The 25,879-nt window shown below is 70.9% G+C and carries 26 protein-coding genes; 16 read left to right on the top strand and 10 right to left on the bottom strand.

From position 1 onward, the window contains the following. Positions 1 to 5: 5 nt before the first annotated feature. Both ACIHAR_RS21995 and ACIHAR_RS22000 read left to right on the top strand, forming a co-directional pair. Positions 6 to 1,370 carry an ABC transporter permease subunit gene (locus ACIHAR_RS21995; RefSeq protein ID WP_365471698.1) on the top strand — a complete coding sequence of 455 codons (1,365 nt, stop codon included), beginning with the start codon at positions 6 to 8 and terminating at the stop codon, positions 1,368 to 1,370. Then, complete coding sequence (locus ACIHAR_RS22000; protein WP_400021195.1) at positions 1,367 to 2,206, top strand: carbohydrate ABC transporter permease; 840 nt, start codon at positions 1,367 to 1,369, stop codon at positions 2,204 to 2,206. The genes ACIHAR_RS21995 and ACIHAR_RS22000 overlap by 4 nt, the downstream gene beginning before the upstream one ends. A gap of 58 nt (positions 2,207 to 2,264) precedes the next feature. Here the strand turns inward: ACIHAR_RS22000 and pgl are convergent, their stop codons facing one another. Genes pgl through tkt form a run of 5 tightly spaced genes read right to left on the bottom strand, consistent with a single transcriptional unit; the run spans position 2,265 to position 8,917 of the window. Further along, positions 2,265 to 3,047, bottom strand: a complete 783-nt coding sequence (gene pgl, locus ACIHAR_RS22005; RefSeq protein WP_384650320.1) for a 6-phosphogluconolactonase — start codon at positions 3,045 to 3,047, stop codon at positions 2,265 to 2,267. Beyond that, positions 3,044 to 4,138, bottom strand: coding sequence for a glucose-6-phosphate dehydrogenase assembly protein OpcA (opcA, locus tag ACIHAR_RS22010; protein WP_400021198.1), 1,095 nt, complete (start codon positions 4,136 to 4,138; stop codon positions 3,044 to 3,046). Before opcA ends, pgl begins: the two co-directional genes overlap by 4 nt. Further along, a complete protein-coding gene (zwf, locus tag ACIHAR_RS22015) occupies positions 4,135 to 5,673 on the bottom strand; it encodes a glucose-6-phosphate dehydrogenase (protein WP_365462770.1) in 1,539 nt (512 codons plus the stop codon). Before zwf ends, opcA begins: the two co-directional genes overlap by 4 nt. A gap of 4 nt (positions 5,674 to 5,677) precedes the next feature. Further along, positions 5,678 to 6,796, bottom strand: coding sequence for a transaldolase (gene tal / locus ACIHAR_RS22020; protein WP_365462768.1), 1,119 nt, complete (start codon positions 6,794 to 6,796; stop codon positions 5,678 to 5,680). Between the two features lie 33 nt (positions 6,797 to 6,829). Further along, a complete protein-coding gene (gene tkt / locus ACIHAR_RS22025; protein WP_400021201.1) occupies positions 6,830 to 8,917 on the bottom strand; it encodes a transketolase in 2,088 nt (695 codons plus the stop codon). A gap of 398 nt (positions 8,918 to 9,315) precedes the next feature. Here tkt and ACIHAR_RS22030 point away from each other — a divergent pair, with 398 nt between their 5' ends. The 3 genes from ACIHAR_RS22030 (at position 9,316) to ACIHAR_RS22040 (ending at position 11,912) form a co-directional block, all read left to right on the top strand. Beyond that, positions 9,316 to 10,284, top strand: coding sequence for a heme o synthase (locus ACIHAR_RS22030; RefSeq protein ID WP_388755556.1), 969 nt, complete (start codon positions 9,316 to 9,318; stop codon positions 10,282 to 10,284). A 108-nt stretch (positions 10,285 to 10,392) separates the two neighbouring features. Further along, a complete protein-coding gene (locus ACIHAR_RS22035) occupies positions 10,393 to 10,725 on the top strand; it encodes a hypothetical protein (RefSeq protein WP_365462764.1) in 333 nt (110 codons plus the stop codon). Between the two features lie 80 nt (positions 10,726 to 10,805). Beyond that, on the top strand, positions 10,806 to 11,912 hold the full coding sequence (locus ACIHAR_RS22040; RefSeq protein WP_400021204.1) for an amidohydrolase family protein: 1,107 nt from the start codon (positions 10,806 to 10,808) through the stop codon (positions 11,910 to 11,912). A gap of 101 nt (positions 11,913 to 12,013) precedes the next feature. Here ACIHAR_RS22040 and ACIHAR_RS22045 read toward each other — a convergent pair whose 3' ends face one another. From ACIHAR_RS22045 to ACIHAR_RS22060, 4 genes are all read right to left on the bottom strand, one after another. Next, positions 12,014 to 13,024, bottom strand: a complete 1,011-nt coding sequence (locus ACIHAR_RS22045) for a COX15/CtaA family protein (RefSeq protein ID WP_365462760.1) — start codon at positions 13,022 to 13,024, stop codon at positions 12,014 to 12,016. Positions 13,025 to 13,088: 64 nt separating this feature from the next. Beyond that, on the bottom strand, positions 13,089 to 13,805 hold the full coding sequence (locus ACIHAR_RS22050) for an ABC transporter permease (RefSeq protein ID WP_400021320.1): 717 nt from the start codon (positions 13,803 to 13,805) through the stop codon (positions 13,089 to 13,091). Positions 13,806 to 13,855: 50 nt separating this feature from the next. Then, positions 13,856 to 14,779 (bottom strand): ABC transporter ATP-binding protein, encoded by a 924-nt coding sequence (locus ACIHAR_RS22055; RefSeq protein ID WP_365462758.1) that lies wholly within the window; start codon positions 14,777 to 14,779, stop codon positions 13,856 to 13,858. A gap of 168 nt (positions 14,780 to 14,947) precedes the next feature. Then, positions 14,948 to 15,751, bottom strand: a complete 804-nt coding sequence (locus tag ACIHAR_RS22060) for an AAC(3) family N-acetyltransferase (RefSeq protein ID WP_365462756.1) — start codon at positions 15,749 to 15,751, stop codon at positions 14,948 to 14,950. 173 nt (positions 15,752 to 15,924) lie between these two features. Between ACIHAR_RS22060 and ACIHAR_RS22065 the strand changes: the two genes are divergently transcribed. The 8 genes from ACIHAR_RS22065 (at position 15,925) to ACIHAR_RS22100 (ending at position 22,506) form a co-directional block, all read left to right on the top strand. Then, positions 15,925 to 16,659, top strand: a complete 735-nt coding sequence (locus ACIHAR_RS22065; protein ID WP_365462754.1) for a metalloregulator ArsR/SmtB family transcription factor — start codon at positions 15,925 to 15,927, stop codon at positions 16,657 to 16,659. Further along, positions 16,656 to 18,077, top strand: a complete 1,422-nt coding sequence (gene sufB / locus ACIHAR_RS22070) for a Fe-S cluster assembly protein SufB (protein WP_365462752.1) — start codon at positions 16,656 to 16,658, stop codon at positions 18,075 to 18,077. Before ACIHAR_RS22065 ends, sufB begins: the two co-directional genes overlap by 4 nt. 92 nt (positions 18,078 to 18,169) lie before the next feature. After that, a complete protein-coding gene (gene sufD, locus ACIHAR_RS22075) occupies positions 18,170 to 19,354 on the top strand; it encodes a Fe-S cluster assembly protein SufD (protein ID WP_365462750.1) in 1,185 nt (394 codons plus the stop codon). Continuing rightward, complete coding sequence (locus ACIHAR_RS22080) at positions 19,351 to 19,671, top strand: non-heme iron oxygenase ferredoxin subunit (RefSeq protein ID WP_365462748.1); 321 nt, start codon at positions 19,351 to 19,353, stop codon at positions 19,669 to 19,671. The genes sufD and ACIHAR_RS22080 overlap by 4 nt, the downstream gene beginning before the upstream one ends. 7 nt (positions 19,672 to 19,678) lie before the next feature. Then, positions 19,679 to 20,443 (top strand): Fe-S cluster assembly ATPase SufC, encoded by a 765-nt coding sequence (gene sufC, locus ACIHAR_RS22085; protein WP_365462746.1) that lies wholly within the window; start codon positions 19,679 to 19,681, stop codon positions 20,441 to 20,443. Next, positions 20,440 to 21,696 carry a cysteine desulfurase gene (locus ACIHAR_RS22090; protein ID WP_384650346.1) on the top strand — a complete coding sequence of 419 codons (1,257 nt, stop codon included), beginning with the start codon at positions 20,440 to 20,442 and terminating at the stop codon, positions 21,694 to 21,696. The genes sufC and ACIHAR_RS22090 overlap by 4 nt, the downstream gene beginning before the upstream one ends. 16 nt (positions 21,697 to 21,712) lie before the next feature. Beyond that, positions 21,713 to 22,177: a Fe-S cluster assembly sulfur transfer protein SufU gene (sufU, locus tag ACIHAR_RS22095; RefSeq protein ID WP_365462742.1), complete on the top strand. Its 465-nt coding sequence runs from the start codon at positions 21,713 to 21,715 to the stop codon at positions 22,175 to 22,177. Continuing rightward, positions 22,174 to 22,506, top strand: coding sequence for a metal-sulfur cluster assembly factor (locus ACIHAR_RS22100; protein ID WP_073942328.1), 333 nt, complete (start codon positions 22,174 to 22,176; stop codon positions 22,504 to 22,506). The genes sufU and ACIHAR_RS22100 overlap by 4 nt, the downstream gene beginning before the upstream one ends. 69 nt (positions 22,507 to 22,575) lie before the next feature. On the opposite strand, the gene ACIHAR_RS22105 is transcribed toward ACIHAR_RS22100, so the two are convergent. After that, positions 22,576 to 23,397, bottom strand: a complete 822-nt coding sequence (locus ACIHAR_RS22105; protein ID WP_400021210.1) for an AbfB domain-containing protein — start codon at positions 23,395 to 23,397, stop codon at positions 22,576 to 22,578. 197 nt (positions 23,398 to 23,594) lie between these two features. On the opposite strand from ACIHAR_RS22105, the gene ACIHAR_RS22110 reads away from it, so the two are divergent. The 3 genes from ACIHAR_RS22110 (at position 23,595) to dapD (ending at position 25,828) form a co-directional block, all read left to right on the top strand. Beyond that, a complete protein-coding gene (locus ACIHAR_RS22110; RefSeq protein ID WP_365462738.1) occupies positions 23,595 to 23,915 on the top strand; it encodes a multidrug efflux SMR transporter in 321 nt (106 codons plus the stop codon). Continuing rightward, on the top strand, positions 23,915 to 24,463 hold the full coding sequence (locus ACIHAR_RS22115; protein ID WP_365462736.1) for a TetR family transcriptional regulator: 549 nt from the start codon (positions 23,915 to 23,917) through the stop codon (positions 24,461 to 24,463). Before ACIHAR_RS22110 ends, ACIHAR_RS22115 begins: the two co-directional genes overlap by 1 nt. 375 nt (positions 24,464 to 24,838) lie before the next feature. Next, on the top strand, positions 24,839 to 25,828 hold the full coding sequence (gene dapD / locus ACIHAR_RS22120; RefSeq protein ID WP_365462734.1) for a 2,3,4,5-tetrahydropyridine-2,6-dicarboxylate N-succinyltransferase: 990 nt from the start codon (positions 24,839 to 24,841) through the stop codon (positions 25,826 to 25,828). Positions 25,829 to 25,879: the final 51 nt, after the last annotated feature.

The following is a 25,879-nucleotide window of genomic DNA, read 5'->3' on the forward strand; positions in this document are numbered from 1 at the left end:
CGGCCATGACCACCACCCTGGTGAAAGAGGCGGCCCCACCGCCCCTCGGCCTCGCCGACCCCACGCGGCGACGGCGCCTGCGGCGGCGCGGGAGGATCGTCGCCCTGCTCTTCGTCCTCCCCGCGCTGCTCCTGCTGGGCGCCCTGGTCGTCTACCCGGTGCTGTTCTCGGTCGGCCGCAGCTTCTTCGACGCCTCCGGCACCCGCTTCGTGGGCGGCGAGAACTACGCCGAGATGTTCCGCGACCCGGCGACCCTCAAGGCCGTGCGGAACACGGCGATCTGGGTCGTCGTGGCGCCCGCCCTGCTGACCGGCCTCGGACTGATCCTCGCCGTGCTGGTGGAGAAGGTCCGCTGGGCGACCGCGTTCAAGCTGCTGCTGTTCATGCCGATGGCCGTGTCCTTCCTCGCCGCCGGCATCATCTTCCGGCTCGCGTACGACGAGGACCCGGACAAGGGCGTGCTGAACGCGGCCGTCGTCGCCGTCCACGACGCCTTCGAGGGCACGTCCGCCTATCCGACGGCCCGCGCACGCGACGGCCAGGGACTCACCGGGCAGCCGGACGGCTCGTACCGGACCGGCGCGAGCGTCTCCCCCGGCGACACGGTGACCCTCCCGCTGGTCGGCGTCCCGCCGAAGGACCTGCCCGCGGACGCCGGACCCGCGTACGCGGCAGCCGGCCGCACGGCGGCACCCGACGAGTTGCGCGGGGTGGTGTACCTGGACTTCACCCCGGGTGGCGGAGGCGAACAGGGCAAGGTCGACCGGCGGGAGAGCGGCCTGCCGGAGATGGAGGTCGAGGCGGTCCGCGACGGACGGACGGTCGCGAGCACGACGACGGCGCCGGACGGCTCCTTCCGCCTGTCCGGCCTGGACGCCGGCGCCTACACGCTGCGGCTCCCCGCGTCGAACTTCGCAGCGCCCTACGACGGTGTCTCCTGGCTCGGGCCGGCACTGGTCACACCGGCGATCATCGGGGCCTACCTGTGGATCTGGACCGGTTTCGCGATGGTGCTGATCGGCGCCGGACTCGCGACGCTGCCCCGGGACGCGCTGGAGGCGGCGCGGATGGACGGCGCGAACGAATGGCAGATCTTCCGGCGCATCACGGTTCCGCTGCTGGCGCCCGTCCTGACCGTGGTCTTCGTGACCCTGGTGATCAACGTGATGAAGGTCTTCGACCTCGTCTACATCATCGCGCCCGGACCGGTGCAGGAGGACGCGACCGTCCTCGCGACGCAGATGTGGCTGGTGTCGTTCGGCGGCGGCAACAACCAGGGGCTGGGCAGCGCGCTGGGAGTGCTGCTCCTGCTGCTGGTCGTCCCGGCCATGGTGTTCAACGTCCGCCGTTTCCGAAGGAGTCAGCGATGAACGCCTTCAGGCGCCACCTGGGCAACGGGCTCGTCCAGGCCTTCCTCGTGGTGGTCGGCCTGGTGTGGATGACTCCCCTGGCAGGCCTGTTCCTGTCCTCGCTGCGGTCCGCCGAGGACACCGCGAAGGGCGGTTGGTGGACGGTGTTCGCCACTCCCGGGCAGCTGTCCTTCGACAACTACTCGGCGCTGCTGCAGAACGCCGGGATCACCCAGGCGTTCTGGAACACCGTCCTGATCTCGGTGCCGACCACCGTGCTGGTCGTCGTGCTCGCGGCCCTCGCCGGATACGCCTTCGCCTGGCTGGACTTCCCCGGACGGGACGCGGTCTTCCTGGTCGTGGTGGCGCTGTTGGTGGTGCCGGTGCAGATCGGACTGCTGCCCGTGGCCAAACTCTTCGGCCAGCTCGGGCTGTTCGGGACGATTCCGGGCGTCGTGCTCTTCCACGTGGCGTACGGGCTGCCCTTCGCCGTGTTCCTGCTGCGCAACTACTTCGTCGAGATACCGAAGGAGATGCTGGAGGCGGCCCGGATGGACGGCGGCAGCGAGTGGCGGATCTTCACCCGTCTGGTCCTGCCGGTGGGCCGGCCGGCCATCGCGAGCCTGGCCATCTTCCAGTTCCTGTGGGTGTGGAACGACATGCTGGTGGCCCTGCTGTTCGCGGACAGCTCCGCGCAGCCGCTGACGGTCGCGCTGCAGTCCCAGATACGGCAGTTCGGGAGCAACGTCGACGTGCTGGCGCCGGGGGCCTTCGTGTCGCTGGTGGTGCCGGTGGTCGTGTTCTTCGCGTTCCAGAAGCACTTCGTGCAGGGAGTGATGGCGGGCTCGGTGAAGTGAGCGCCCACCGGGGGGGCAAGGGGCGGCGGGCCGGGAAGGCCCGCCGCCCCCGCGCGTCTCAGGGCGACGCCGGCGGGTACAGCGACCTCGGGAGCTGCGAGGCCGCAGCCGAGTCCAGCAGCCACAGGGTGCGGGCGCGGCCGTGGGCGCCGGCCGCCGGGGCCTGGATCTCGCCCGCGCCCGAGAGGGCGATGGCGACGGCCTGCGCCTTGTCCTCGCCGGCCGCGAGCAGCCACACCTCACGGGCCGCCCGGATGGCCGGCAGGGTGAGGGTGACGCGGGTCGGCGGGGGCTTGGGAGCGCCGCGGACGCCGACCACCGTGCGCTCGGTCTCCCGTACGGCCGGCAGCTCCGGGAAGAGCGAGGCCACATGGGTGTCCGGGCCGACGCCCAGCATCAGGACGTCGAAGGTGGGCACGGCGCCGTGGTTCTCGGGGCCGGCCGCCCGGGCCAGCTCCTCGGCGTACGCCTCCGCGGCCGCCTCCACGTCGGTGCCGTACGGACCGTCCGACGCGGGCATGGCGTGCACGCGCTTCGGGTCCACGGGGACGGAGTCCAGCAGCGCCTCGCGGGCCTGCGTGACGTTCCGCTCCGGGTCGCCCTCCGGCAGGAAGCGCTCGTCGCCCCACCACAGGTCGAGCCGGCCCCAGTCGACGGCGTCCCGGGCGGGCGCGGCCGCCAGCGCGGCCAGCAGGCCGTTGCCGTTGCGGCCCCCGGTGAGGACCACGGACGCGTGGCCCCGGGAGGCCTGCGCGTCCACGACCTTCGTGATCAGGCGGGCCGCGGCGGCCTGTGCCATCAGGTCCTTGTCGTGGTGCACGACGAGCTGCGGAGCGCTCACTTCGCCGTCGCCTTCTTCGTGGGGACCTTCCGGGCGGTCTTCTTCGCCGCCTGCTTCGCGGGCGCCTTCGCGGCCTCCTCCACAGGGGTCTCGACGGCGACCGGCTCCCCGGACGCCCCCGGCTCCCCGGACGCGGCCGGCTCCTCGCCGACCGCGGGCGCGGTGGAGGCGTTCAGCCGATCCACCCCGAACCGCAGCGCCGAGGCGTAGGTGTCGTCCGGGTCCAGCCGCCTGAGCTCCTCCGCGATCAGCTCGGCCGTGTCCCGGCGCTTGAGCGCCACGGCACGGTCGGGCTGGCCCTCGATGGACAGGGTGGCCAGCGAGCCGTCGGCCCGGTCCAGCACGATCGCGCCGCAGTCGGTGGCCATGCGCACCGCCGTGAGCCCCGGCCCGCCGGACAGCGAGCGCTGGACGGGGACGCCCAGCCGGTCGCCGAGCCACATCGCCAGCAGCTCGCAGCTCGGGTTGAACTCCTCGCCCTCCACCTCGACCGACTCCACCCGGCAGGTGACCTGGTCCAGGGCCGCGGCCAGCATCGAACGCCACGGCGTGATGCGGGTCCACGACAGGTCGGTGTCACCGGGGGTGTAGGCCTTGGAGCGGGCCGCCAGGTCCCGTACCGGCTGCTCGGCGGCGTAGGTGTCGGTGACGCGGCGCTGGGCCAGCGCGCCCAGGGGGTCGGCGGCCGGGTCCAGCGGCGCGTTCACCGGCCACCAGACGACGACGGGCGCGTCCGGCAGCAGCAGCGGCAGCACCACCGACTGCGCGTGGTCCACCACCTCGCCGTACAGCCGCAGGACGACCGTCTCGCCGGTGCCCGCCTCCGCGCCCACCCGCACCTCGGCGTCGAGGCGGGACTGGGTGCGGTCACGGGGGGAGCGGGAGACGCGCTTGATCACCACGAGCGTGCGCGAGGGGTGCTCGTGCGAGGCGTCGTTCGCGGCCTTCAGCGCGTCGTACGCGTTCTCCTCGTCCGTGACGATGACCAGCGTGAGCACCATGCCCACGGCCGGCGTGCCGATCGCCCGCCGGCCCTGCACCAGTGCCTTGTTGATCTTGCTGGCGGTGGTGTCCGTGAGGTCTATCTTCATGGCCGGCGCCAGCTCCGTCCGTCTCGTTCGAGCATCTCGTCCGCCTCGACGGGCCCCCAGGTTCCGGCCGGGTACTGCGCGGGCCTGCCGTTCGCGTCCCAGTACTCCTCGATCGGGTCGAGGATCTTCCAGGACAGCTCGACCTCCTCGGTGCGCGGGAAGAGGTTCGAGTCGCCGAGCAGCACGTCCAGGATCAGCCGCTCGTACGCCTCCGGGGAGGACTCCGTGAAGGACTCGCCGTAGGCGAAGTCCATCGACACGTCACGGATCTCCATCGAGGTGCCGGGCACCTTGGAGCCGAAGCGGACGGTCACGCCCTCGTCGGGCTGGACGCGGATGACGATCGCGTTCTTGCCGAGCTCCTCCGTCGCCGTGTGGTCGAAGGGGGAGTGCGGGGCGCGCTGGAAGACGACCGCGATCTCGGTGACGCGCCGGCCCAGGCGCTTGCCGGTGCGCAGGTAGAAGGGGACGCCCGCCCAGCGGCGGTTGTCGATCTCCAGCTTGATGGCCGCGTAGGTGTCGGTCTTCGACTGCGCGTCGATGCCCTCCTCCTGGAGGTAGCCGACCGCCTTCGCGCCGCCCTGCCAGCCGGCCGCGTACTGACCGCGCACGGTGTCGCGGCCCAGGTCCTTCGGCAGCCGGACGGCGCCCAGCACCTTGGTCTTCTCCGCGGCGAGCGCGTCCGCGTCGAAGGAGGCGGGCTCCTCCATCGCGGTGAGCGCCATCAGCTGGAGCAGGTGGTTCTGGATGACGTCACGGGCCGCGCCGATGCCGTCGTAGTAGCCCGCCCGCCCGCCGATGCCGATGTCCTCGGCCATCGTGATCTGCACGTGGTCCACGAAGGACCGGTTCCAGATCGGCTCGAACATCGTGTTGGCGAAGCGCAGCGCCAGGATGTTCTGGACGGTCTCCTTGCCCAGGTAGTGGTCGATGCGGAAGACCTGGTCCGGGGCGAAGACCTCGTGGACGATCGCGTTGAGCTCCTCGGCCGACCTCAGGTCGTGGCCGAACGGCTTCTCGATGACCGCGCGCCGCCAGGAGCCGCCCTTCTGGTCCGCCAGACCGTGCTTCTTGAGCTGCTGGATGACCACCGGGAAGGCCGACGGCGGCACCGACAGGTAGAAGGCGAAGTTGCCTCCCGTGCCCTGCGCTTTGTCGAGCTCCTCGATGGTCGAGCGCAGCCGCTCGAAGGCGTCGTCGTCGTCGAAGGTGCCCTGCACGAAGCGCATGCCCTGGATGAGCTGCTGCCAGACCTCCTCGCGGAAGGGGGTGCGGGCGTGCTCCTTCACGGCGTCGTGGACTTCCTGGGCGAAGTCCTCGTTGGCCCACTCGCGGCGGGCGAACCCGACCAGCGAGAAGCCCGGAGGCAGCAGACCCCGGTTGGCGAGGTCGTACACCGCGGGCATCAGCTTTTTACGTGACAAATCACCCGTGACGCCGAAGATGACCAGGCCCGACGGCCCCGCGATACGCGGGAGCCGTCGGTCTGCGGGGTCACGAAGCGGGTTCGCTCCGGAACCGGAAAGGGGGGACAACTTCTCAGCCCTCCGAAGGGGCGAGGCGCTCCAGCTCCGCCTCGGTCGACTTGAGCAGGTCGTTCCAGGACGCCTCGAACTTGTCGACGCCCTCGTCCTCGAGGAGCTGGACCACGTCGTCGTAGGAGATCCCGAGCGCGGCGACCGCGTCGAGGTCGGCGCGGGCCTGCTCGTAGGTGCCGGCGATGGTGTTGCCGGTGATCCCGCCGTGGTCCTCGGTGGCGAACAGGGTCGCCTCCGGCATGGTGTTCACCGTGTTCGGCGCCACCAGGTCGTCCACGTACAGCGTGTCCTTGTACGCCGGGTCCTTCACGCCGGTGGAGGCCCACAGCGGACGCTGCTTGTTGGCGCCCGCCTTCTCCAGCGCGCTCCAGCGGTCGGAGGAGAAGACCTCCTCGTACGCCTGGTAGGCCAGGCGGGCGTTGGCGACGCCGGCCTTGCCACGGGCGGCCCTGGCCTCGTCGGTGCCGAGCGCGTCGAGCCGCTTGTCGATCTCGGTGTCCACGCGGGACACGAAGAAGGACGCCACCGAGTGGATCAGCGAGAGGTCCAGGCCCTTCTCGCGCGCCTTCTCCAGGCCCGCCAGGTAGGCGTCCATGACCTCGCGGTAGCGCTCCAGCGAGAAGATCAGGGTGACGTTGACGCTGATGCCGTTGCCGATCACCTCGGTGATCGCCGTCAGGCCCGCCCGGGTGGCCGGGATCTTGATCAGCGTGTTGGGCCGGTCGACCAGCCAGGCAAGCTGCTTGGCCTCGGCGACCGTCGCCTTGGTGTCGTGGGCCAGACGCGGGTCGACCTCGATCGACACCCGGCCGTCCTGACCGCCGGTGGCGTCGAACACCGGGCGCAGGATGTCGGCGGCGTCCCGGACGTCCGCCGTCGTGATCATGCGGATCGCCTCTTCGACGGTGACCTTGCGGGCGGCCAGGTCCGACAGCTGCTGGTCGTAGCCGTCGCCCTGCGAGATCGCCTTCTGGAAGATCGACGGGTTGGTGGTGACGCCCACGACGTGCTGCTGGTCGATCAGTTCGGCGAGGTTGCCGGACGTGATCCGCTTGCGCGACAGGTCGTCCAGCCAGATCGCGACGCCTTCCTCGGAGAGGCGCTTGAGTGCGTCTGTCATGGAATTACATCTCCTACAGGTCGTGTGTGAGCGTCAGCGCTGGGCGGCCGCGAGGGATTCCCGGGCCTGGGCGGCCACGTTCTCGGCAGTGAAGCCGTACTCGCGGAAGAGGACCTTGCCGTCGGCCGACGCACCGAAGTGCTCCAGGGAAACGATGCGGCCGGCGTCCCCGACGTACTTGTGCCACGTCAGGCCGATGCCCGCCTCGACCGCGACCCGGGCCTTCACGTTCGGCGGCAGCACGCTGTCCCGGTACCCCTGGTCCTGCTCCTCGAACCACTCCACGGAGGGCATGGACACGACCCGCGTCCGCACCCCGTCGGCCTGGAGCCGCTCACGCGCCTCCACGGCCACGTGCACCTCGGAGCCGGTGGCGATCAGGATGACCTGCGGCTCGCCGCCGTCGGCCTCGAACAGGACGTAGCCGCCCTTCGCCGCATCCTCGTTGGGCTCGTACGTCGGCACGCCCTGACGGGTGAGGGCCAGACCGTGCGGGGCGCCCTTGCCGAACTCCTTCGTCCAGCGCTTGAGAATCTCGCGCCAGGCGACCGCGGTCTCGTTGGCGTCGGCCGGGCGGACGACGTTCAGGCCCGGGATGGCGCGCAGGGACGCGAGGTGCTCGACGGGCTGGTGGGTGGGGCCGTCCTCGCCGAGGCCGATGGAGTCGTGCGTCCACACGTACGTCACCGGCAGGTGCATCAGGGCCGACAGGCGCACCGCGTTGCGCATGTAGTCGGAGAAGACGAGGAACGTACCGCCGTAGACGCGGGTGTTGCCGTGCAGCGCGATGCCGTTCATCTCCGCGGCCATGGAGTGCTCGCGGATACCGAAGTGCACCGTGCGGCCGTAGGGGTCGGCCTCCGGCAGCGGGTTGCCGGCGGGCAGGAAGGACGACGTCTTGTCGATCGTCGTGTTGTTGGAGCCGGCCAGGTCGGCCGAACCGCCCCACAGCTCGGGGACGACCGCGCCGAGCGCCTGGAGCACCTTGCCGGACGCGGCACGCGTCGCCACACTCTTGCCGGGCTCGAAGACCGGGAGCTTCTCCTCCCAGCCGGCCGGCAGCTCGCCCGCGGCGATCCGGTCGAACTCGGCCGCACGCTCGGGGTTCTTGTCCCGCCACAGCTGGAAGGACTTCTCCCACTCGGCCTTCGCCTCCGCGCCGCGCTCCAGCGCCTTGCGGGTGTGGCCGATGACCTCGTCGGCGACCTCGAAGGTCCGCTCCGGGTCGAAGCCCAGCACGCGCTTGGTGGCGGCGACCTCGTCGTCGCCCAGCGCCGAGCCGTGCGCGGCCTCCGTGTTCTGCGCGTTCGGAGCCGGCCAGGCGATGATCGAGCGCATCGCGATGAAGGACGGCCGGTCCGTCACCTTCTTCGCTTCCTCGATCGCGTTGTAGATGGCGTGCGGGTCGAGGTCGCCGTCCGGCTTCGGGGCCACGCGCTGCACGTGCCAGCCGTAGGCCTCGTAGCGCTTGACGGTGTCCTCGGAGACGGCCGTCTCGGTGTCGCCCTCGATCGAGATGTGGTTGTCGTCCCACAGCAGGACCAGGTTGCCGAGCTTCTGGTGGCCGGCGAGCGAGGACGCCTCGGCCGAGATGCCCTCCTGGAGGCAGCCGTCACCGGCGATGCAGTAGACGAAGTGGTCGAAGGGGGACTGGCCCTGCGGGGCCTCCGGGTCGAACAGGCCGCGCTCGTAGCGGGCGGCCATCGCCATGCCGACGGCGTTGGCGACACCCTGGCCCAACGGACCGGTCGTGGTCTCGACGCCCACCGTGTGGCCGTACTCGGGGTGACCGGGGGTCTTCGACCCCCACGTCCGGAAGGCCTTCAGGTCGTCCAGCTCCAGGCCGAAGCCGGCCAGGTACAGCTGGGTGTAGAGGGTCAGGGACGAATGACCCGCGGACAGCACGAAACGGTCGCGGCCCACCCAGTCGGCGTCCGCGGGGTCGTGCCGCATCACCTTCTGGAAGAGGGTGTAGGCGGCGGGCGCCAGGCTCATCGCCGTACCGGGATGGCCGTTGCCGACCTTCTGTACGGCGTCGGCGGCCAGGACGCGGGCGGTGTCCACGGCTCGCTGGTCCAACTCGGTCCACTCGAGGTCTGTGGTGGTCGGCTTGGTGCTCACCCTGAGTCAGGGCTCCTCTCCACATGTCGAATACCGGCTGCTTCGGGCGCGCGCCCACCGGCTGCCGGTGCACTGGGTGCCCACCGGCCGCTGTCGAGCCTACCCCCGTGAGGACGTGCGTTTTTTCGAGTCATTCCAGACTGCCGGGACTCCCGGCGATCCGCCTCCCGACTGGCCGGGATCCCGTTCGCCACATGAATACGGACCCGCTCATCTGACTGCTCAATCGAGCCTCAGTGCGACCGATGAGCGCACCTCGGAAAGCGCCCGCGACACACCCCCGACCGGCCCCTCCCAACACGAGGCCACCCCCGCGAAGGGCGAGGTATGGGCAACGTCTACAGTGGCGTGGTACGCGCGAGCCTTTACCCGGACTTCACACGGGGAGGCTCGCTGGGATGTCTCTGTCAGGGGTGTGCGTGACGGCCGTTGAATCCCGTCCAGCGGGGGTTATCGGGACGAGCCAGAGCCCGAGTCGGCGGCCGGTCGGGGCCCGGGTCAAGGCGTTCGTGGCGCTGACCAAGCCACGGATCATCGAGCTGCTGCTCATCACCACCGTCCCGGTGATGTTCCTGGCGCAGCAGGGCGTGCCGGACCTGACGCTGGTCCTGCTCACCTCCGTCGGCGGCTATCTGTCCGCGGGCGGCGCCAACGCGCTGAACATGTACATCGACCGCGACATCGACGCGCTCATGGACCGCACCTCGCAGCGCCCGCTGGTCACCGGCATGGTCAGCCCGCGCGAGTGCCTCGTCTTCGGCATCACCCTCGCGGTCGTCTCGACGCTCCTGTTCGGCCTGACCGTCAACTGGCTGTCCGCCTGGCTCGCCCTCGGCGCGCTCCTCTTCTACGTCGTCGTCTACACGATGCTCCTCAAGCGCCGCACCTCGCAGAACATCGTGTGGGGTGGCATCGCGGGCTGCATGCCGGTGCTCATCGGCTGGTCGGCCGTGACGAACTCGCTGTCCTGGGCGCCGGTGATCCTCTTCGCCGTCATCTTCTTCTGGACGCCGCCGCACTACTGGCCGCTGTCCATGAAGGTGAAGGAGGACTACGCGCGCGTGGGCGTGCCGATGCTGCCGGTCATCGCCTCCAACAAGGTGGTCGCCAGGCAGATCGTGATCTACAGCTGGGTGATGGTCGCCGTCTCGCTGCTGCTGACCCCGCTCGGCTACACCGGCTGGTTCTACACGGCGGTCGCGCTGGCGGCCGGCGGCTGGTGGCTGTGGGAGGCGCACGCCCTGCAGAACCGCGCCAAGGCGGAGGTCACCGGCGCGAAGCTGAAGGAGATGCGGCTGTTCCACTGGTCCATCACCTATGTCTCGCTGCTGTTCGTGGCGGTGGCGGTGGATCCCTTCCTCCGCTGATCGATCGATCCCCGAGGATCCCCGTACGACGGGACGGCCGGGGTGCGTGGTCAAGGCCACGCACCCCGGCCGTCGCCGTTCGATCTACCCGTCGGTAGCATCCTGACCATGGCAGACACCAAGCAGGTTGACGCGAAGGCCGGGCGCACGGTGGCCCGGCTCGCCAAGCGGATCAGCACCTTCTCCAAGGCGCACGGCGGTGCGGAGGGCCAGGTCGCCTACCTCGGGGAGCGCGGCGCCCGGATCGTGCTCGTCGGCGAGGACGGCGGCTGGGGCGACCTCGTGGCGCCCTCGGTCGACATCGCGAGGCAGGCCGTCGAGAAGGCGGGCATCACCGTCCACGAGGCTTTCGACGGCGAGTTCGCGGCCAAGGTGAAGACCGGTCCGTACGAGTGGACGCGCATGGCCGGGATCCAGGTCGGCGGCCCGTCCAACACCTGAGCACTACCTGACACCGGGTTCACCCGTTAGGCCGTGTGAGGAGTACGCCGAGCACACGGTCCAGCCGTCGGGGAGTCCGGATGATCGAAACGCCGTCCCTGGTGGACCAGTACTGCCACGGCGTCCTGAGAACGGAGCTGGGCCTCGGCACGTTCGAGGCCCAGCTGGCCCGCACCGAGGGCCCGCCCGCCTCCGGCACCACCCTTTTCGACACCCAGACCGGCTTCGCGGTACGCCGCTGGTGCCCCCCGCTCCTCGGCCTGGAGCCGCACTGCCCGCCCGCCCGGTATCTCGCCCGGCGCCGTGAACTCGGCGCGTTCGAGGCGGGCCGCCGGCTGCTGCGGGGCAGCGGCATCACGACCTACCTCGTCGACACGGGCCCGCCGGGCGACCTCACGGGCCCCGACGAGATCGCCTCCGCGGGCGGCGCCGAGGCCCGCGAGATCGTCCCCCTGGAACTCCTCGCCGAACAGGTCGCCGACACCTCCGGCACCGTCGAGGCCTTCCTCGCCAACCTCGCCGAGGCGGTGCACGGCGCGGCCGCGCACGCCGTCGCCTTCACCTCCGTGGCCGGCGTCCGGCACGGCCTCGCGCTCGCGCCCGAGCCGCCCGGTCCGGGCGAGGTGCGGGGCGCGGCGGGCCGCTGGCTGTCCGCACGCCGGGTCGGCGGGGAACTGAGCGACCCGGTCCTGCTACGGCACCTGCTGTGGAGCGCCGTCGCCTCGGGGCTGCCCCTCCAGCTGCACGCGGGGCTCGGCGCGCCGGGCCCGCGCGCGGACCGCACGGACCCCGTCCTCCTCACGGACTTCGTCCGGGCGACGGCCGGTCTCGGCACGGACCTGGTCCTCCTGCACGGCTACCCGTACCACCGCCACGCCGCCCATCTCGCCGGCGCCTTCCCGCACGTCTACGCCGACTCCGGCGCCGCGCTCTTGCGCACCGGCGCCCGCGCGGCGACGATCCTCGCGGAGATCCTGGAACTGGCCCCCTTCGGCAAGATCCTCTTCTCCACCGGCGCCCGGGGGCTGCCCGAACTGCACGTCGTGGGCGCCCGTCTCTTCCGTGAGGCCCTGGGCAGGGTCCTGGGCGCCTGGGTCGCCGAGGGCGCCTGGTCCCTCGCGGACGCGCAGCGGGTCGCGGGGCTGGTGGCGGCCGAGAACGCGCGAAGGGTGTACGGGCTGGAGTGAGGCGTGCTGAACAAGGGGACGTGCGGCAGGAGCGGTGGGGCAGGCGCCCGCTGCGCCCGGCCGGTGCCGTCCGGCGCCCGGCCGAGCGGCGCGGGGCCGACTCAGGTGCGCGAGCCAACCGTGGCCTCGGCCGCCGGACCCGGCAGGTCGACCGTCGTCTCCGGGCGTTCGCGCAGCGCGAGCAGCACTCTCAGGACCGCGATCCACGTCAGGGCCGAGCCGAGCATGTGCAGGCCGACCAGGATCTCGGGGAGGTCGGTGAAGTACTGGACGTAGCCGATGACGCCCTGCGCGAGCAGGATCAGGAAGAGGTCGCGGGTGCGGTGCAGCGGGCCCGCGGGCGCGTCGACCGCCTTCAGCACGAACCACAGGGCGAACGTCAGCGACACCACGATCCAGGCCAGCACGGCGTGCACCTTGCTGACCGACTCCCAGTCGACGGGCATCCGCTCGACCTCGCTGGAGTCGCCCGCGTGCGGGCCCGCGCCGGTCACGACCGTGCCGACCAGGATCAGCAGGACCGAGGCCGCGACCAGGAACCACACCAGCTGCTGCACGGACCTGCCGACCAGTGGACGGGGCGCCGTGTCGCCCTCCCGCGTGCGCTGCCACATCACCGTCGCGACGGCGATCAGCGCCGAGGTCGCGACGAAGTGCGCGGCGACCGTGTACGGGTTGAGGCCGACGAGGACCACGATCCCGCCGAGGATCGCGTTGCTCATGACCAGCCAGAACTGCGCCCAGCCCAGCCGCGTCAGGCTGCGCCGGTAGGGCTTCTGCGAGCGGGCGGCGATGATCGCCCAGCCGACCGCGGCGCACAGCACGTACGTCAGCAGGCGGTTGCCGAACTCGATGACGCCGTGGACGCCCATCTCGCTGGTGGCGGTGAGGGAGTCGTCGGTGCACTTGGGCCAGGTCGGGCAGCCGAGCCCGGACCCGGTGAGGCGCACGGCGCCGCCGGTGACCACGATGACCACCGACATCACGAGTGCGGCGAGGGCCGCCCGCTGGACCGTCCGCGGTGTGGGGGTCCAGCGTTCGGCGATGAAGGCGAGAGGGTTGCGGACGGCCGCTACGGCGTCGGCGCGGGTCACGTTTGGCACGCGTTCCATCGTAGGGGGCCGCTTGTGCACGCTTTCACGAGGGGCCCCCGTGCCGTGCGGCCGGGCAGGCGCCTCACTCCCAGCGGAAGAACCGGCCGGCGGCGGCCAGCCCGGCGACCGCCCACACCGCCAGGATCCCCAGGTCGCCCCACGGCATGCCGGCCCCGTGCTGGAGCACGTCCCGCAGGCCGTCGGAGAGGGCCGAGACGGGCAGCAGGCCCAGGACGTCCTGGGCGGCCGGCGGGAACTTGTCCAGCGGCACGACGACCCCGCCGCCGACCAGGAGCAGCAGGAACACCAGGTTGGCCGCGGCCAGCGTGGCCTCCGCCCTCAGCGTGCCCGCCATCAGCAGACCGAGGCCGGAGAAGGCGGCCGTGCCGAGAACCAGCAGGAGCAGGACGGCCAGCGGGTTGCCGTGGGGGGACCAGCCCAGCGCGAACGCGATCCCCGTCAGCAGGGCGACCTGGAGGACCTCCGTGACGAGCACGGACAGCGTCTTCGCGGTCATCAGGCCCCAGCGGGGGAGCGGCGAGGACGCCAGCCGCTTCAGGACGCCGTAACGACGCTCGAAACCGGTCCCGATCGCCTGGCCGGTGAACGCGGTGGACATCACGGCGAGCGCGAGGACGCCGGGTGTGAGGAAGTCCACCGCCTCGCCCGCGCCCGTGTCGACGATGTCCACCGTGCTGAACAGCACCAGCAGCAGCGTCGGGATCACGACGGTGAGCAGCAGTTGCTCGCCGTTGCGCAGGAGCATCTTCGTCTCCAGCGCCGCCTGGGCCGCGATCATGCGGGGGAGGGGGGCCGCGCCCGGCTCGGGGGTGTAGGTGCCAGTGGTGGTCACGAGCGAAGCTCCTTGCCGGTCAGCTCCAAGAACACGTCCTCCAGGGTGTGCCGCTCCACCGAGATCCGGTCCGGCATCACCCCGTGCTGCGCGCACCAGGAGGTCACCGTCGCCAGCATCTGCGGGTCGACCTTGCCGTTGACCCGGTAGGAACCGGGGGTGAGCTCGGCGGCGGAGGAGTCCGAGGGCAGGGCCTTGAGCAGGGAGCCGACGTCCAGACCGGGGCGGCCGGTGAAGCGCAGCGTGTTCTCGGCGCCGCCGCGGCACAGCTCCTCGGGGGAGCCCTGGGCGATGACCCGGCCGGCGTCGATGATCGCGACGTCGTCGGCGAGCTGCTCGGCCTCGTCCATGTAGTGGGTGGTCAGGATGACGGAGACGCCGTCGGCCCGCAGGTCCCGGACGAGGTCCCAGGTGGCGCGACGGGCCTGCGGGTCGAGGCCGGCCGTCGGCTCGTCCAGGAACACCAGCTCGGGGCGCCCCACGACGGCCATCGCCAGCGCGAGCCGCTGCTGCTGCCCGCCGGACAGCCGCCGGTACGCGGTCCGGCCGCAGGTGCCGAGGCCGAGTCGCTCGATCAGGGCGTCCACGTCGAGCGGACGGGCGTGCAGCCTGGCGACGTGCCGCAGCATCTCGTCGGCGTGGGCGCCCGAGTACACACCTCCGGACTGCAGCATCACACCGATGCGGGGGTGCAGTTCACGGGCCTGTCCCACGGGGTCGAGGCCGAGGACGCGCACGGTGCCGGAGTCCGGCCGGCGGTAGCCCTCGCAGGTCTCGATCGTCGTCGTCTTGCCGGCGCCGTTCGGGCCGAGGACGGCGGTGACACCCGGCCGGGCCGTCAGGTCGAGGCCGTCCACCGCGGTCTTCGTCCCGTACCGCTTCACCAGGGCCTGGACCCGGACGACAGGCTCAGTTCGCATGGCTCCAGAGTCTAGGTTCGCGGGCGGGGACTCAGGTCGGCGGGTTGGGGATCCGCTCCCGGGAAGCCCACCGGGCCGGGCGGGAGCCTCCCTCCGCGCAGGTGGGACGGGGAGCGCGCCCCGCTCCTCCGGGCTCGGGACAGGGGCTGCCTCCCGGCCCGTCACCGCCTACGCCGTCTCCTCCCCGCGCGGCCGGTGCAGCGGCAGCCACCGTTGCGCGTAGGCCGCCGCGTCCGCGACCGGGAACAGGCGCGCGTCGGCCGCGCCCACCTTTCCGCGGACGACGGGACGGTCCCGTTCGAAGTCGTGGCCCAGCTCGTCGAACCGGTCCGAGTCGACGGACACCTCGGTGACTACCTCCCAGCCTCCGCCGGGCGCGGGCCGGCCCACTGCCACGAGGGGGGACTCGATCCGGTACTCGGCGAGGTGGAAGCTGGTGCAGCTGTCGTAGCCGACGCCCAGCAGCAGGACGCGCGCGCCGAGCTTCTCCAGCCGCGCCAGGGGGCTGCGCTCCCCGAGCCGGCAGTCCGGTGCGTGGCCCTCGACGATCTCGGCCGCGCGCGGACCGAGCGCCGCGAACGAGGTCTGCGGATGCGCGCTGCGCAGGGCGCCGGGCCAGGTCCGCAGGCTCTCGGGGATCACGCCGACCCCCCGGCTGGGGGTGATCAGCGGGTCGTAGGGCGGCATGGTGGCCCTGATCCGCTCCCACCACTCCTCCGGTACGGGAGGACGGCCCCACAGCGCCGGGTCGGACAGGTCGCCGGACTGGGTGGGGACCACGAGGGTGCCGTCCGGGCCGAGCGCGTCCCGCAGTCCCTGGACGACCGCGACGGCGCCTCCGCAGACCCAGCCGAGCGAGCTGAGGGAGGAGTGGACGAGGAGGGTCTCTCCCGTTTCGACACCCAGCCTGCGCAGGTCGACGGCGAGGCTGTCGCGGGTGACGAGTGGGCCGGTCGGAGAGGGTGTGGGCATGCTTCCGGAGTGTCCTCGCCCCGTGCTCCGGGGGCCAGTGGTTTCCTTGCCCCTCTGATCGATCAAAGATCGTTTGCGCAGGTCAGATTAGGTATGCCTAAGTGACGCAGGGCACCGTCCGCCGCTCCGGACGCCGCTTGCCTGGCTCCGCGGAATTACGCAACAATGGCGTTGTGAAAAACGTCGGACAGGCTCGGGAGACCCCCACGGGGGCCCCTCAGGAGGAGCTGGCGACCGGTGAGCGCTCGACGCGCAACCGGGTCGCGCGGTCCATCCTGGACCACGGGCCGTCGACCGTCGCCGAGCTGGCCGGGCGGCTGGGCCTCACCCAGGCCGCCGTGCGCCGGCACCTCGACGCGCTGGTCGCCGACGACGTCGTGGAAGCTCGCGAGCAGCGGGTGTACGGCGCGCGGACCCGCGGGCGTCCCGCCAAGGTCTTCGCCCTCACCGACTGCGGTCGCGACGCCTTCGACCAGTCGTACGACAAGCTCGCCGCGGACGCGCTCCGCTGGATCCAGGAGCGGTTCGGCGGGGACGAGGCCGTCGTCGCCTTCGCGCGCGCGAGGATCGCCGAGCAGGCCGCCGCGTACCGCGAGGCGATCGAGGCCGCGGCCCCCGAACAGCGCACCGAAGCGCTGGCCAAGGCCCTGAGTGCGGACGGGTACGCTGCTACGGCGCGCAGCGCACCGGTCGGCGAGCAGCTCTGCCAGCACCACTGCCCGGTCGCTCACGTCGCGGAAAAGTTCCCGCAGCTCTGCGAGGCGGAGACGGAGATCTTCTCCCAGCTGCTCGGAACGCACGTCCAGCGACTGGCGACCATCGCCCACGGCGACGGCGTCTGCACGACGTTCATCCCCAAGATTTCCCACAACGCATCTGCAAGCACGGCCGGGAGGAACCCCGCATGACTCTCCCCACGGAGACTGCTCACCCCGAACTCGAGGGTCTGGGCAAGTACGAATACGGCTGGGCCGACTCCGACGAGGCCGGTGCCGCTGCGAAGCGCGGTCTGAACGAGGACGTCGTCAAGGACATCTCCGGGAAGAAGTCCGAGCCGGAGTGGATGACCAAGCTCCGCCTCAAGGGCCTGAAGCTCTTCGAGAAGAAGCCCATGCCGAACTGGGGCTCGGACCTGTCGGGCATCGACTTCGACAACATCAAGTACTTCGTGCGCTCCACGGAGAAGCAGGCGGAGTCCTGGGAGGACCTGCCCGAGGACATCAAGAACACGTACGACAAGCTCGGCATCCCGGAGGCGGAGAAGCAGCGCCTCGTCGCCGGTGTCGCGGCCCAGTACGAGTCGGAGGTCGTCTACCACCAGATCCGCGAGGACCTGGAGGAGCAGGGCGTCATCTTCCTCGACACCGACACCGCGCTGAAGGAGCACCCGGAGCTCTTCAAGGAGTACTTCGGGACCGTCATCCCGGCCGGTGACAACAAGTTCGCCGCGCTGAACACCGCCGTGTGGTCGGGTGGCTCGTTCATCTACGTCCCGCCGGGCGTCCACGTGGAGATCCCGCTCCAGGCCTACTTCCGCATCAACACGGAGAACATGGGCCAGTTCGAGCGGACCCTGATCATCGTCGACGAGGGTGCCTACGTGCACTACGTCGAGGGCTGCACCGCCCCGATCTACAAGTCGGACTCGCTGCACTCCGCGGTCGTCGAGATCATCGTCAAGAAGAACGCCCGCTGCCGCTACACGACCATCCAGAACTGGTCGAACAACGTCTACAACCTGGTCACCAAGCGCGCCGTCGCCTACGAGGGCGCGACCATGGAGTGGATCGACGGCAACATCGGCTCCAAGGTGACGATGAAGTACCCGGCCGTCTACCTGATGGGCGAGCACGCCAAGGGCGAGACCCTGTCCATCGCCTTCGCGGGCGAGGGCCAGCACCAGGACGCCGGCGCCAAGATGGTCCACATGGCCCCGAACACGTCGTCCAACATCGTGTCGAAGTCCGTGGCGCGTGGCGGTGGCCGTACCTCCTACCGCGGTCTCATCGAGATCGGCGAGGGCGCCCCGGGCTCCAAGTCCAACGTGCTCTGCGACGCGCTGCTCGTCGACACCATCTCCCGCTCGGACACCTACCCCTACGTGGACGTCCGCGAGGACGACGTGTCCATGGGCCACGAGGCGACCGTCTCCAAGGTCTCCGAGGACCAGCTCTTCTACCTGATGAGCCGTGGTCTGAGCGAGGACGAGGCGATGGCCATGATCGTGCGCGGCTTCGTCGAGCCCATCGCGAAGGAGCTGCCGATGGAGTACGCGCTGGAGCTCAACCGGCTGATCGAGCTGCAGATGGAGGGCGCGGTCGGCTGACGCCGTCCCCGCCGTCCCGGCAGCAGCGGCCCGCCCTCCTCGGGCGGGCCGAGGATCTCAACTGACGTAGGAAAGAGAGCACAACGACAGCCATGGCTGAGGCTCAGAACATCCCCGTGGGGTCCACCACCGCGGGCTCGATCGCGGTCGCCGCGGAGTCGACCGTCGTCTCGCGCATGAGCGCGCCCCCGTCCTTCGACGTGGCGGACTTCCCGGTCCCGCACGGCCGCGAGGAGGAGTGGCGCTTCACCCCTCTGGAGCGACTGCGCGGACTGCACGACGGCACCGCCGTCGCCACCGGCGACGGCGTGAAGGTCGAGGTCGACGCCCCCGAGGGCGTCACCGTCGAGACCGTCGGCCGTGACGACGCCCGGCTCGGCAGGGCCGGCACCCCCGTGGACCGCGTGGCGGCCCAGGCCTACTCGGCGTTCGAGAAGGCCGGCGTGGTCACCGTCCCCAAGGAGACCGTGCTCACCGAGCCGATCCGCATCGCCGTGCACGGCGACGGCGGCACCGCCTTCGCCCACCAGGTCATCGAGCTGGGCGCCTTCGCCGAGGCCGTCGTCGTCATCGACCACACCGGTGACGCCGTGCTCGCCGCCAACGTCGACTACGTCCTCGGCGACGGCGCCAAGCTGACCGTCGTCTCCGTCCAGGACTGGGACGACAAGGCCGTGCACGTGGCCCAGCACAACGCCCTCGTCGGCCGGGACGCCTCCTTCAAGTCCGTGGTCGTCACCTTCGGCGGCGACGTCGTCCGCCTGCACCCGCGCGTCGAGTACGCCGGCACGGGCGGCGAGGCCGAGCTGTTCGGCCTGTACTTCACGGACGCCGGGCAGCACCAGGAGCACCGCCTGCTGGTCACCCACAACACCCCGCACTGCAAGTCGAACGTCGTCTACAAGGGCGCGCTCCAGGGCGACGACGCCCACGCCGTGTGGATCGGCGACGTGCTGATCGAGGCCAAGGCCGAGGGCACGGACACGTACGAGATGAACCGCAACCTGGTCCTCACGGACGGCGCGCGCGTCGACTCGGTCCCGAACCTGGAGATCGAGACGGGCGAGATCGTCGGCGCGGGCCACGCCTCCGCCACCGGCCGCTTCGACGACGAGCAGCTCTTCTACCTGATGGCCCGCGGCATCCCGGAGCACGAGGCCCGCCGTCTCGTGGTCCGCGGCTTCTTCGCCGAGCTGGTCCAGCAGATCGGTGTCCCGGACATCGAGGAGCGCCTCATCGCAAAGATCGAAGAGGAGCTGGAGGCGTCGGTCGCATGACGTCCTTCGTACGCGCCTGTGGGCTGAGCGAGCTGGAGGAGGACACCCCGAAGCGGGTGGAACTCGACGGCACGCCCGTCTCGGTCGTCCGTACCGAGGGGGAGGTGTTCGCCATCTACGACATCTGCTCCCACGCGAACGTCTCGCTCTCCGAGGGCGAGGTGGAGGACTGCCAGATCGAGTGCTGGCTGCACGGCTCCAGCTTCGACCTCCGCACCGGCAAGCCGTCCGGCCTTCCCGCGACGCGCCCCGTCCCCGTATACCCCGTAAAGATCGAAGGGGACGACGTTCTCGTCTCCCTCACCCAGGAGTCCTGAGGCACCCATGGCAACGCTTGAAATCCGAGACCTGCACGTCACCGTCGAGGCCGACAACGCCACGAAGGAGATCCTCAAGGGCGTCGACCTCACCGTGAAGCAGGGCGAGACGCACGCCATCATGGGCCCCAACGGCTCCGGCAAGTCGACCCTCGCCTACTCCCTCGCGGGTCACCCGAAGTACACGATCACCGGCGGCACCGTCACCCTCGACGGCGAGGACGTCCTGGAGATGTCCGTCGACGAGCGCGCCCGTGCCGGCCTGTTCCTGGCCATGCAGTACCCGGTCGAGGTCCCCGGCGTCTCGGTCTCCAACTTCCTGCGCACCTCCGCCACCGCCATCCGCGGCGAGGCCCCCAAGCTGCGCACCTGGGTGAAGGAGGTCAAGGAGGCCATGGAGCGCCTCAACATGGACCCCTCCTTCGCCGAGCGCAACGTCAACGAGGGCTTCTCCGGCGGTGAGAAGAAGCGCCACGAGATCCTCCAGCTCGAGCTGCTCAAGCCGAAGGTCGCGATCCTCGACGAGACCGACTCCGGCCTCGACGTCGACGCGCTGCGGGTCGTCTCCGAGGGCGTCAACCGCGTCCGCGAGACCGGCGAGGTCGGCACCCTGCTGATCACGCACTACACGCGCATCCTGCGCTACATCAAGCCCGACCACGTCCACGTGTTCTCGGCCGGCCGCATCGTCGAGTCCGGCGGTGCCGAGCTCGCCGACAAGCTGGAGAACGAGGGCTACGAGGCATACACGAAGGGTGGCGCATCCGCGTGACACAGCTGCCGGGCCTCCTCGACACCGAGGCGATCCGCAAGGACTTCCCCGTCCTGGACCGGCTGGTCCACGACGACAGGAAGCTCGTGTACCTGGACAACGCGGCGACCTCGCAGAAGCCGCGCCAGGTGCTGGACGCCCTGAGCGAGTACTACGAGCGCTACAACGCCAACGTCCACCGCGGTGTGCATGTGCTCGCCGAGGAGGCCACGGCGCTGTACGAGGGCGCGCGCGACAAGGTCGCGGAGTTCATCAACGCGCCCAGCCGCGACGAGGTGATCTTCACCAAGAACGCCTCGGAGTCGCTGAACCTCGTCGCGAACATGCTGGGCTGGGCCGACGAGCCCTACCGCGTGGACTCCGAGACCGAGATCGTCATCACCGAGATGGAGCACCACTCCAACATCGTGCCGTGGCAGCTGCTGGCGCAGCGCACGGGCGCGAAGCTGAAGTGGTTCGGCCTCACGGACGACGGCCGCCTCGACCTCTCGAACATCGACGAGATCATCACGGAGCGGACGAAGATCGTCTCCTTCGTGCTGGTGTCGAACATCCTGGGCACGGTCAACCCGGTCGAGGCGATAGTGCGCCGCGCGCAGGAGGTCGGCGCCCTGGTCTGCGTCGACGCCTCCCAGGCGGCGCCCCACATGCCGCTGGACGTGCAGAGCCTGCAGGCCGACTTCGTGGCCTTCACCGGCCACAAGATGTGCGGCCCGACCGGCATCGGCGTCCTGTGGGGCCGCCAGGAACTCCTGGAGGACCTGCCCCCGTTCCTCGGCGGCGGCGAGATGATCGAGACCGTCTCGATGCACTCGTCGACGTACGCCCCCGCCCCCCACAAGTTCGAGGCGGGCACGCCCCCGATCGCGCAGGCGGTCGGACTGGGCGCGGCGATCGACTACCTCAATTCGATCGGCATGGACAGGATCCTCGCCCACGAGCACGCGCTCACCGAGTACGCGGTGAAGCGGCTGGCGGAGGTCCCCGACCTGCGGATCATCGGCCCGACCACGGCCGAGGACCGGGGCGCGGCGATCTCCTTCACCCTCGGCGACATCCACCCGCACGACGTGGGCCAGGTCCTCGACGAGCAGGGCATCGCCGTCCGGGTCGGCCACCACTGCGCCCGCCCCGTCTGCCTGCGGTACGGAATTCCCGCGACCACCCGGGCGTCGTTCTATCTGTACTCCACGCCCGCGGAGATCGACGCGCTGGTCGAGGGCCTGGAGCACGTACGGAACTTCTTCGGCTGAGGGGCGTGCTGACAACGTGAAGCTGGACTCCATGTACCAGGAAGTCATCCTGGACCACTACAAGAACCCGCACGGGCGTGGTCTGCGGGACGGCGACGCCGAGGTACACCACGTCAACCCCACGTGCGGGGACGAGATCACGCTCCGCGTGAGGTACGACGGTACGACGATCGAGGACGTCTCGTACGAGGGCCAGGGCTGCTCCATCAGCCAGGCGAGCGCGTCCGTACTGAACGAGCTCCTCGTCGGCAAGGACCTGTCCGAGGCGCGGAAGATCCAGGAGACGTTCCTGGAGCTGATGCAGTCCAAGGGCAAGATCGAGCCCGACGACGCGATGGAGGAGGTGCTGGAGGACGCGGTCGCGTTCGCCGGCGTCTCCAAGTACCCGGCCCGGGTCAAGTGCGCCCTCCTCAGCTGGATGGCGTGGAAGGACGCGACGGCCCAGGCGCTGGGCGCCGACGCCGAAAGGAAGACGGCATGAGCGAGACCGTGGAGATGAAGCCGGCCTCGGAGGAGGAACTCCGCGAGGCCCTGATGGACGTGGTCGATCCCGAACTGGGCATCGACGTCGTCAACCTCGGCCTGATCTACGGCATCCACATCGACGACTCCAATGTGGCGACCGTGGACATGACCCTGACCTCCGCGGCCTGCCCGCTGACGGACGTCATCGAGGACCAGGCCAAGTCCGCCACCGACGGCCTGGTCAGCGAGTTGCGCATCAACTGGGTCTGGATGCCGCCGTGGGGTCCGGACAAGATCACGGACGACGGCCGCGAGCAGCTTCGGGCGCTCGGCTTCAACGTCTGAGACCACCGACCGCGTGAAAAGCGGCGGCACCCTTTTTGGTGCCGCCGCTTTTTCCGTGTTCCGGGAGTCTCAGGCCAACCCGTTCACCAGTCGGAACGCCGAGTCCGCGGCGTACTGCCCGCCGTGCTCGAACCGCTGCAGCTTCACCTGGAAGTTCTCGTGGCGGAGGAAGTGGCCCGGGTAGTTCACCGCCTCCAGCATGACCGCGCCGGAGAAGGAGGAGGCGCGGGGGCAGAAGGTGGCGTCCTGACGGAACAGGGCCGAGCCGTCGTCGCGTTCGGCGCGCAGCACGAAATCGCGGTGGCGCAGATAGGTCCCGTCGGACGCGACGAAGGAGTGGCAGGAGCCGCCGGCCAGGCCGGCGACCACCGTGAAGGTGGCGTCCTCGCGGAACTCCGAACCGCCGGCCTGCTCCAGCCGCACCGTGCCGCGGCCCGACCGCCAGTACCGGTCGGGGTAGTTGGCCGACTGCACGGAACGCCGGACGGCGGCCGGCCTCGGATCGGGCGCGCCCTTGGTCGGCGCAGCCGCCGACGGGGCGGGGGAGGCCGACGTACGCGGTGACGAACTGCCCTGCGGCCGGGGCGAGGCGGAGGCGGACGGCGACGCGCTCGTCCGTCCGGCCGACGGCGTGGGGGAGCCGCTCACGGACGGCGTGGCGAAGGAGATCAGCCCTGGCGAGGTCTCCTCGATCTGCCCCTGACGCGCGGCCGACGTCCCGTCAGCGGGCTTGTCCCCGACGGCGATGGCCGTCACGCAGGCCACGACGGTGGCCACGGCGAGAGCGCCGGCCAGCCACAGGCGTCGCGTTCCGGGTGCCCGGGAGGTGTCCGGGGCCCAACCGTTCTCCCAGGGATGCTCCTGGGAAGGCCGGGACTTGTTGTCTGGCATGCGCTGTTCCTCCAGCGGCGTCCCTGACGACGGCCGCGGCTGCGATGGCCCGGTGTGTGAACGCTGAAACAGTAGTGGAACAAGTGACCTGCGAGTAGCTGTTTGAGCGAGCGGTTTCCATAACGGTTTCTTACCGCTCGTCGCCAGGACGTGATGAACCATCACAGCCGCCGACGCCGTTATGTACGCTCGTACACATGGGATACGTGACGCTCGCCGGAGCCATCGCGGCCGAGGTGGCCGCGACGACCGCCATGAAGTACAGCCAGGGCTTCACCCGGCTCTGGCCCTCCCTCCTGACGGCCCTCGGCTACGTCATCTCCTTCGCCCTGCTCGCCCAGACCCTGAAATCCGTCGGCATCGGCACGGCGTACGCCATCTGGGCCGGTGTCGGCACCGCGACGATCGCCGTCATCGGCCTCGTCCTCTTCGGCGAGGCGCTCACCCTCGCCAAGGTCACCGGCGTCCTGCTGATCGTCGCGGGAGTGGTGATCCTGAACCTCGGCGGTGCTCACTGATGCCGCGCCGCTACGACCCCGACCGGCGCCGGCGGATCATCGACGCGGCGATCAGGGTGGTCGGCGACAAGGGGCTCGCCGGCCTCACCCATCGCACGGTCGCGGCCGAGGCGGACGTACCGCTCGGCTCCACCACCTACCACTTCGCCACCCTCGACGACCTGATGGTCGCGGCCCTGCGCCAGGCGAACGAGGGCTTCGCCAGGATGGTCGCCGCACACGGCGGCCTGACGGACCGCCACACCGACCTGGCCACCGAACTCGCGGACCTGCTCGGCGCATGGCTCGCGGGCGACCGCACCGGAGTCGAGCGCGAGTACGAGCTCTACCTGGCCGCCCTGCGCCGCCCCGCCCTGCGCCCCGTCGCCGCCGAATGGGCCGAGGACCTCGCCGACCGGCTCGCCCGGCGCACCGACCCGGTCACCGCGAGGGCACTGGTCGCGCTGATGGACGGCATCTGCCTCCAGGTGCTCCTGACGGACGGCACCTACGACAAGGAGTACGCCCGCGTGGCCCTGGCCCGCCTCATCCCTCCCACAGCCCCCTGACCACCGCCGGCGCCGCCTCCAGGCTCCCCGCAGCCGCCCCCCCCGCGGCGGAGGGCGGGTCGTGGCGGTGCGGCGCAGCCGGTCGCCTGGCGCTGCACAGCCGAGGCCCCCTGCTACCGACAGGCAGCCGTACGCCCGACCGGCGACGGGCTCGTCGCACCACCACGCACCCGACGCCGACCCCACCCCCCGACGCCCACCCCCCCGGCGCCGGCCCCAGCCCCGGTCCCGCTTGCGGACCCGGTCCCTCCCCCGCCCGCCCCGCCCGCCCCGCCCGCGGCCCCGGTCCCGCCCGCGGGCGACGGTCCCGCCCGCCACCTGAGACGCGACGCCGCTGGTTAGCCTCCACGGCCCCCCGCCGGTTAGGTTTCCCTCATGACCGACACCACTGCTCCTCGCACCACCGGCGCCGCGGCCGCCGGCCTCGCCACCATCGCCGCCGACGGCACGATTCTCGACACCTGGTACCCCGCGCCCGAGCTCACCACCGAGCCCGGCCCCTCCGGCACCGAGCGCCTGTCCGCCGAGAAGGCCGTGGAGCTGCTCGGTGAAGGCGCCGCCAAGGCGATCGGCCCGGACGCCCGCCGGGGCGTCGAGGTGGTCGCGGTCCGCACGGTCATCGCCTCCCTCGACGACAAGCCGATCGACGCGCACGACGTCTACCTGCGTCTGCACCTGCTCTCCCACCGCCTGGTCAAGCCGCACGGCCAGAGCCTGGACGGCATGTTCGGCTTCCTCGCCAACGTCGCCTGGACCTCCCTCGGCCCGGTCGCGGTCGACGACATCGAGAAGGTCCGCCTCAACGCGCGCGCCGAGGGCCTGCACCTCCAGGTGACCTCGATCGACAAGTTCCCGCGCATGACGGACTACGTCGCGCCCAAGGGCGTCCGTATCGCCGACGCCGACCGCGTCCGCCTCGGCGCGCACCTCGCCGAGGGCACCACGGTCATGCACGAGGGCTTCGTCAACTTCAACGCGGGCACGCTCGGCACCTCCATGGTCGAGGGCCGCATCTCCGCGGGCGTGGTCGTCGGCGACGGTTCCGACATCGGCGGCGGCGCCTCCACCATGGGCACCCTCTCGGGCGGCGGCAATGTGATCATCTCCATCGGCGAGCGCTGCCTCATCGGTGCCGAGGCGGGCGTCGGCATCGCCCTCGGCGACGAGTGCGTGGTCGAGGCCGGCCTCTACGTCACCGCGGGCACCCGCGTGACGATGCCCGACGGCCAGATCGTCAAGGCCCGCGAGCTCTCCGGCGCCTCCAACATCCTCTTCCGCCGCAACTCGGTCACCGGCACGGTGGAGGCCCGCCCGAACAACGCGGTGTGGGGCGGCCTGAACGAGATTCTCCACAGCCACAACTGATCACCGGCGGCCGTGACCTGCGGCCGCCTTGTCGATCAACGTCCTGACCGG

The sequence above is a fragment of the Streptomyces sp. NPDC052016 genome (assembly GCF_044548445.1).
Taxonomy (GTDB): Bacteria; Actinomycetota; Actinomycetes; order Streptomycetales; family Streptomycetaceae; genus Streptomyces.